This window comes from Collinsella aerofaciens (assembly GCF_040926265.1).
GTDB lineage: Bacteria > Actinomycetota > Coriobacteriia > Coriobacteriales > Coriobacteriaceae > Collinsella > Collinsella aerofaciens_BB.
Genome location: NZ_JBCOIL010000031.1, coordinates 22,307 through 28,306 on the forward strand (window position 1 = coordinate 22,307; position 6,000 = coordinate 28,306).

Annotated in this window: 6 protein-coding genes; 3 read left to right on the forward strand and 3 right to left on the reverse strand. The window is 58.0% G+C overall.

The window, feature by feature from the left end; genetic code table 11:
* Positions 1–15 precede the first annotated feature (15 nt).
* Both AB5767_RS08850 and dcm read right to left on the reverse strand, forming a co-directional pair.
* Positions 16–1,233 carry a type II restriction endonuclease gene (locus tag AB5767_RS08850; protein ID WP_368132374.1) on the reverse strand — a complete coding sequence of 406 codons (1,218 nt, stop codon included), beginning with the start codon at positions 1,231–1,233 and terminating at the stop codon, positions 16–18.
* Positions 1,214–2,386: a DNA (cytosine-5-)-methyltransferase gene (gene dcm / locus AB5767_RS08855; RefSeq protein ID WP_117769896.1), complete on the reverse strand. Its 1,173-nt coding sequence runs from the start codon at positions 2,384–2,386 to the stop codon at positions 1,214–1,216. The genes AB5767_RS08850 and dcm overlap by 20 nt, the downstream gene beginning before the upstream one ends.
* Before the next feature lie 731 nt (positions 2,387–3,117).
* Here dcm and AB5767_RS08860 point away from each other — a divergent pair.
* Both AB5767_RS08860 and AB5767_RS08865 read left to right on the forward strand, forming a co-directional pair.
* On the forward strand, positions 3,118–3,384 hold the full coding sequence (locus tag AB5767_RS08860) for a type II toxin-antitoxin system Phd/YefM family antitoxin (protein WP_368132373.1): 267 nt from the start codon (positions 3,118–3,120) through the stop codon (positions 3,382–3,384).
* Positions 3,374–3,679 carry a type II toxin-antitoxin system RelE/ParE family toxin gene (locus AB5767_RS08865; RefSeq protein ID WP_138374621.1) on the forward strand — a complete coding sequence of 102 codons (306 nt, stop codon included), beginning with the start codon at positions 3,374–3,376 and terminating at the stop codon, positions 3,677–3,679. The genes AB5767_RS08860 and AB5767_RS08865 overlap by 11 nt, the downstream gene beginning before the upstream one ends.
* Positions 3,680–3,720: 41 nt before the next feature.
* Here the strand turns inward: AB5767_RS08865 and AB5767_RS08870 are convergent, their stop codons facing one another.
* A complete protein-coding gene (locus AB5767_RS08870) occupies positions 3,721–4,485 on the reverse strand; it encodes a DeoR/GlpR family DNA-binding transcription regulator (RefSeq protein ID WP_368132372.1) in 765 nt (254 codons plus the stop codon).
* Positions 4,486–4,691: 206 nt separating this feature from the next.
* Between AB5767_RS08870 and AB5767_RS08875 the strand changes: the two genes are divergently transcribed.
* Positions 4,692–5,744 (forward strand): aldose epimerase family protein, encoded by a 1,053-nt coding sequence (locus tag AB5767_RS08875; RefSeq protein ID WP_368132371.1) that lies wholly within the window; start codon positions 4,692–4,694, stop codon positions 5,742–5,744.
* Positions 5,745–6,000 lie beyond the last annotated feature (256 nt).

Consider the following 6,000-nt stretch of genomic DNA (forward strand, 5'->3'; position numbering starts at 1 on the left):
TCTTATTGTCCCGGCCTAGTCAAGTACCCGTTGCCTCTCCTCGACCATCTCGCAGAAGCCTCCCACATCCATGAGCCATTCTTGCTGTGAAGGCGTGTAGGTGGGGAAAAGCTGGGAGGGGATGACGAGCTGGAGCTTGCTGTCACGCATGGCGTTCGTGTAGTCCACGCTCACGGCGGGCTCCAGCGTGATAAGGTGCTTACGCTCGATGCGGTTCGCCTCCTCGAGCACCTGCCTCCAGCGCTCCTTGATGGTCGTCTTCGCACCGAGCATCGTAAGGCTCGAGGAGGGGAACCCCTCATCCCGGTAGCACTCGATTGACGGAAAAATGAAGTCCGGCTTCGACTTTCCCTCGGTGTAGGGCTGTGCGGAGTATCGGATTCCCCTACCCTTGAACAGGAACTCAAGCTGGTGCTCGAACGCTGTGCCCGCGCGGGACTTCCTGCGCTGGAAGGTCGACATGGTGGTCTTCAGAATGCCGTCGACGTCGAGCTGGCCGTTCAAATAGGGCGCAAGGTCTCTCTCAAGCAGATGGCGCTCAAACACCTTGAACAGCAATTCCTCGCGCTCGTAGCACGCGAGCAGGCTTCGATCGGGGTCATCCGCCCAGTCGAGACCTTCAAGGGTTGAGATGGAGTACTCCGTAAAGTCGATGCCCTTCGGAAACGTATGTCCAAACCTCTTGACCATATCGTCCAAGTAGATATCCGCGCTCAAGGGAGCGCGCGTCTCGATACCAATCATGCCGAGGATGCGCGAGGCCACCGCACCGATACGGTTGCGCTCGCCCTTTGATACGGCATAGCCCGAGCGGTCGGGCTCCTCGAAGCCGAACAGCCACCTCAGCTGCGACTCGATGGTCGAGCCTTTTTTAGCGAAGATGATGAGCAGCCCGAGGTCATCGGAGTTGGCGACCACCATGAGGTCGCCAGCGGATGCCTGCCTGATGGCGGGGTTGTCCTTGTAGTAGAGACGGTACTCGGTTCTCGTGGGATGTTTGCGGCGCGCATCGTACCAAGTCACGGTCCCGTCGCATATCTCCGGCTCCGCCTCGTCGCACATGTAGGCGAACGTGGTGCGGATGTCGCGGATGTCGTCGTCACCGAACAGCGACCTCAGCGGCAGCGTGCCGTTGAACTCGTGCTGATTACTCCTACCTGCGTCGATATCGACGTCCGCGAGGGTCTTCGAGACCGCGCCGTCGAAGTAGCTGCTAAGCGCCCCGTAATCCATCCTGACACGCTCCCATCATGAGCTTGGCCACCGACCGTATTACAGGGACCGTCACCGAATTGCCGAACTGGCGGTAGGCCTGTGTGTCGGAGACCGGGATTATGAACCGGTCGGGAAATCCCTGCAAGCGCGCGCACTCTCTAGGGGTCAGCTTACGGGGGTTCTCGCCCTCGCCGCGCGAGACCAAGATCTCACTACCGTCCTTATGATAGCGTGCGGAGAGCGTCCTCGTGGTGTCCGATGGAGTGATAAGACCGTAGCCGAACCCGTTGCCGGCGGCCTCGTGCTTGGCCTTGTATGCTTTCAAATATGACCACAGCTTGTCGGAGAGCACGTACCTCGCGTCCGCATCCTCCTCCAGAATCTCCGCGGCTTTCTGACCACTGTTCGGGCAGTCGAGGTCGTCCCAAGAGAACTCCACATCGTCGCGAAAGCCAACAATGTAGATGCGCTCGCGGTGCTGGCATGTCCAACCCTTGGAGTCCAGAACCTTGTAGTGAACGTGGTAACCGAGCTCGTCCTGGAGGACCTGCATGATGACGTCGAACGTTCTGCCCCTGTCGTGACTGATCAGATTCTTCACGTTCTCGAGCAGGAACGCCTTCGGGCGCTTCTCGTTCAGGATGCGTGCAACCTCGAAGAAGAGCGTGCCCTGCGTCTTGTCTTCGAAGCCCGTAGCGCGACCAAGGGAGCGCTTCTTGGACACACCCGCAAGCGAGAACGGCTGGCATGGAAAGCCAGCGAGCAGCACGTCGAAGTCGGGGATGTCTGAAGCGGCGACCTCACGGATGTCCCCCGCCGGGGTTTCGCCGTAGTTCATGCGGTAGGTCTTCTGCGCAAACTTATCCCACTCGCAGGAGAAGACGCACCTGCCGCCCAGCTCCTGGAACGGCATGCGGATCCCGCCGATGCCCGCGAACAGGTCGATGAAGGTGAAGGCAGGCTTCCCCTCCCCTGCGGGTGCAAAGGGGGCGCGATGGCCGAGGGTGGAGATGTACTTCGACTCGGCTGCGGTGGGCCTTGTTTCGCCTGCCTCCCAGCGGCGCACCGTTCGCTCGCCGTTGGGGCCCATGCCTAGGGCAGCGGCGAATTCCTTCTGAGTCAAGCCGAGCTCCTGTCTCTTGGCCTTTACCTCATCTGCTGATAATTGCATGACGCACCTTCTGGATAGATAACAGGACAATATGTCCTCATTTTGCCACAGGGATGAAGAGATAAACTCGTCAGAATAGCAACCTTGCCCCAAACCATGGGTTTCTCACGTCTCCCACATCCGACAATCCATGTACCACTCAAACCGCGAAGACCCATCTAACCACCGCTGCGTTCTATACGATAGTCGTTCGCAAGGACATTTTTCTGCCGCCGCAGTCATTAGTCCAAGTGAAAAGCGGCAAGCCGAGAACCTCACGCCTCTCCATCATCAATCATTCCATTTCACAAATGACGCAGCGGCGCAATTAGCAACGCGGAGCATGGAACCATGCTATACCCGTCCAAACGATATTGTCCGCGCCCAACAGCTATCAATCAATTTACCTTGGCCTGCTGGCGCAGAGAGTGCAGCCAAGCCTCATGATCATCGTAACAATAAAGAACATGGGATCGCGAGGATTTGCCGAGGCGAATGTACTCCGGCCCCTTACTAGGACAGCGCCAATTTGCAAGGGTCTTCGCGCTTACGCCAATCAACTTTGCTGCCTCTTCACTCGAAAACGCAAGCGGGCGTACGGATTCAACAGCGCATGTCACGCCGTTTGCTCCACCCATAAAGACCCTCAGACTCTCCGATCACACCCACCCGTTACAGATTGAGACAATTTGACGGTACCGAATTCTTGTCAAGGCGTGGTACAATTGTGTCCCAACGCAAAGGAGGTACCTATGCCCACCTGTGTGCCCGTCCGAGACATGAAGGACACCGCTGCATTTACCGCGCTTGTTGAGTCCGAGCGCGACGTCACCGTAACTAAGAACGGCTATGAGGCCATGCACTGCATCAGCAGCGACCAGTATCGTCTCATGCAAGACGAAATCGCCAAAGCCAAGCTGCTGTCTCGTATTATGTTGGCAGAAGACGAGATATCGCAAGGCGACTACAGCGACTACGACTCCTTCGCGACCGCGATACGAGACAAATATGGCCTATAACGTCGTAATACTCGAAAGCGCACAATATGAATACGAGGCTATTGTCAGATACCTTGCTCAAATCCTTATGAACCCACGTGCAGCAGGCAATTTTGTTGCTGAGTTTGAATATCAGCTTGATCTGCTTCGCGAGCAGCCGCTCCTACGGCCCCTCTCCCACATACGAGAGCTGGCGGCACGCAATTATCGATCGTTTACCGTCAACAAATACGTGTGTCTTTACAAGTTTGAGCGCGATACGATCTATATCGCCCATGTCTTTCATCAGTCACAGGACTACGGCCGCCTGGTCTAGCCCACAAACTGAATACTTGGTCCGATCTCCCGCAGCGCTTGCTAACAAATGACCTGCGTGTGCTCCTCGATGGCGGCGCGATCCTCATTTGCAATATCCGGCTCGCACACCACGGCGTCCAAACTGTCCAGGCGGCAGAAGGTGTAGAAGTCACGCTTGCCAATCTTGCTGGAGTCGGCGATCAGATAGCGCGAGTCTGCCTTGCTAAAAGCGAGCTGCTGGATGCGGCCCTCTTCCATGTTGGACGTGGACACGTCGCCGTCCAAAATGCCGTTGGCGCCGATAAAGGCTGCGTCGATCCCCAGTGCGCGCAGGGTATCCTCGGCCGTGGGGCCCACAAAGGCGGCAGTGCGGCGGCGGTACATGCCGCCCACCAGGCACAGCTCGCAATCCTCGCGCGCCTCGAGCAGGTTAAACACCGAAAGCGAATTAGTTACGATGCGCAGGCGGCACGCCGGCAGCATCGAGGCCATCTGCTCAACCGTAGTGCCCGTACCCAAAAAGATGGTCGAGCCCTCCTCGATGAGCTCAACGGCGCGGCGCGCGATCTGCAGCTTTTCCTCGGCATGCTTCGTGCGCTTTTCGCTGTGCGAATACTCATGGCGCAACATAGCGTGGGGACGTCCCTGTGCACTACGGGCGCCGCCGTGCACGCGCTCGATCTCGCCCAGGCTCGCAAGTTCCTCAAGGTCGCGGCGAATCGTCATATCCGAGACACCCAGCGCATCCGAAATCTCCTTGACCGAGACCGTGCCCTGCTCTTCGAGCAGCTGACGAACCTTATCCTGTCGCTCTGCCTTAATCACGATGAATCCTCGCCGTTCTTTGCGCGCATATCATTCAAACAGTAACGAACAAATTGTATCAGACTCGTGCGCGTCAAAAATGAACGCCCGCACAGCTCCAATCATCACTTTTTTGAGAAAAATACCCCCTGCTTTAGTGGGGTGTAGTGATAATCTCGCCTGTTCGCGCTACAGTTTGTCAGAAATACCTCGATGTTAGGAACCAAATGATCACTTCCGAGCTTTACGGCACCGCGCCGTGCGGTACCCCCGTTCATCGCTACACCCTCAACGGGCCCGAGATCTGCGTTCGCATTATGGACTATGGCGCCACCGTGCTTGGCATCGATGTGCCCGATATTCCCGGCAACGTGCGCGATGTGGTGCTGGGCTTCGATAAGCTCGAGGATTACTTTGACAACCCCGCCTGCTTTGGCGCGACCATCGGCCCCGTGGCAAACCGCACCGCGGGTGCCACGATCACCATCGACGGCACGGACTGGCATATGCCCGCCAACGAGGGCGCCAACAACCTGCACAGCGATCTTGAGCACGGTCTGCATAAACGCGTGTGGGACGTTGAGCTCGACGAGGTCCATAACGCCGTGCGCATGACCACCTCGCTTGAGGATGGTGAGCTGGGCCTGCCCGGCAACCGCACCTTTACGGCCGTGTTTACTGTTACACGCACCGGTGTCTTCCGCATCGAGTATGGTTGCGAGAGCGACCGTGCCACCTACGTGTCCATGACCAACCACACGTACTTTAATCTTGCCGGCCATAACGCCGGCATGGACTGCGAACATTTCTTTGTCGCCAACGCCGCCCACTACCTGCCCATTGATGACCAGAACATTCCCACCGGCGAAATTGCTCCGGTCGAAGGCACGCCATTCGACTTCCGCGAGCTGCGTCCTGTCGCGCCCGGCATGGAGGCCGACGACCCGCAGATCGAGCAGGCACGCGGCTACGATCACTGCCTGTGCATCGATGGCTATCAGTACGGCCGCAATCTGCGCCGCGCCCTGCATGTCGAGGAGATGTGGACCGGCCGCGAGCTGGACTACTACACCACCGCCCCGGGCGTGCAGCTCTACACCGGCAATTGGCTGGGCGATGAACACGCCAAGGACGACGCCAACTATGGTTGGGGCGCCGGCTTTGCCCTCGAGGCCGAGATGTACCCCGACACGCCGCACCAGCCGCTGTTCCCGCAGGGCATTGTGGGCCCGGGTCACCCCTACAGCAATGTGATCGAATACCACTTTATGAGGCACTAAGCCCACAACGCAACATATCGCACAGCAGCGCCCGCCGGCACACCGCCGACGGGCGCTGTTTCATGCCTAAATCCTTCTTTTCGATGCCACCGAATTGGTGACATAACAAAACTATGCCGAATTACTACGATGAACCCACTATGTCCGACCACGCGCTGGTTTATAAAAAATTAGCAACTCGTCTACCTGCACTGATAATTGTTCTCGGGGGAAGCGGGCACTGCGGGGCGCGGCGACAGCGCGCGATTTCCGCGTC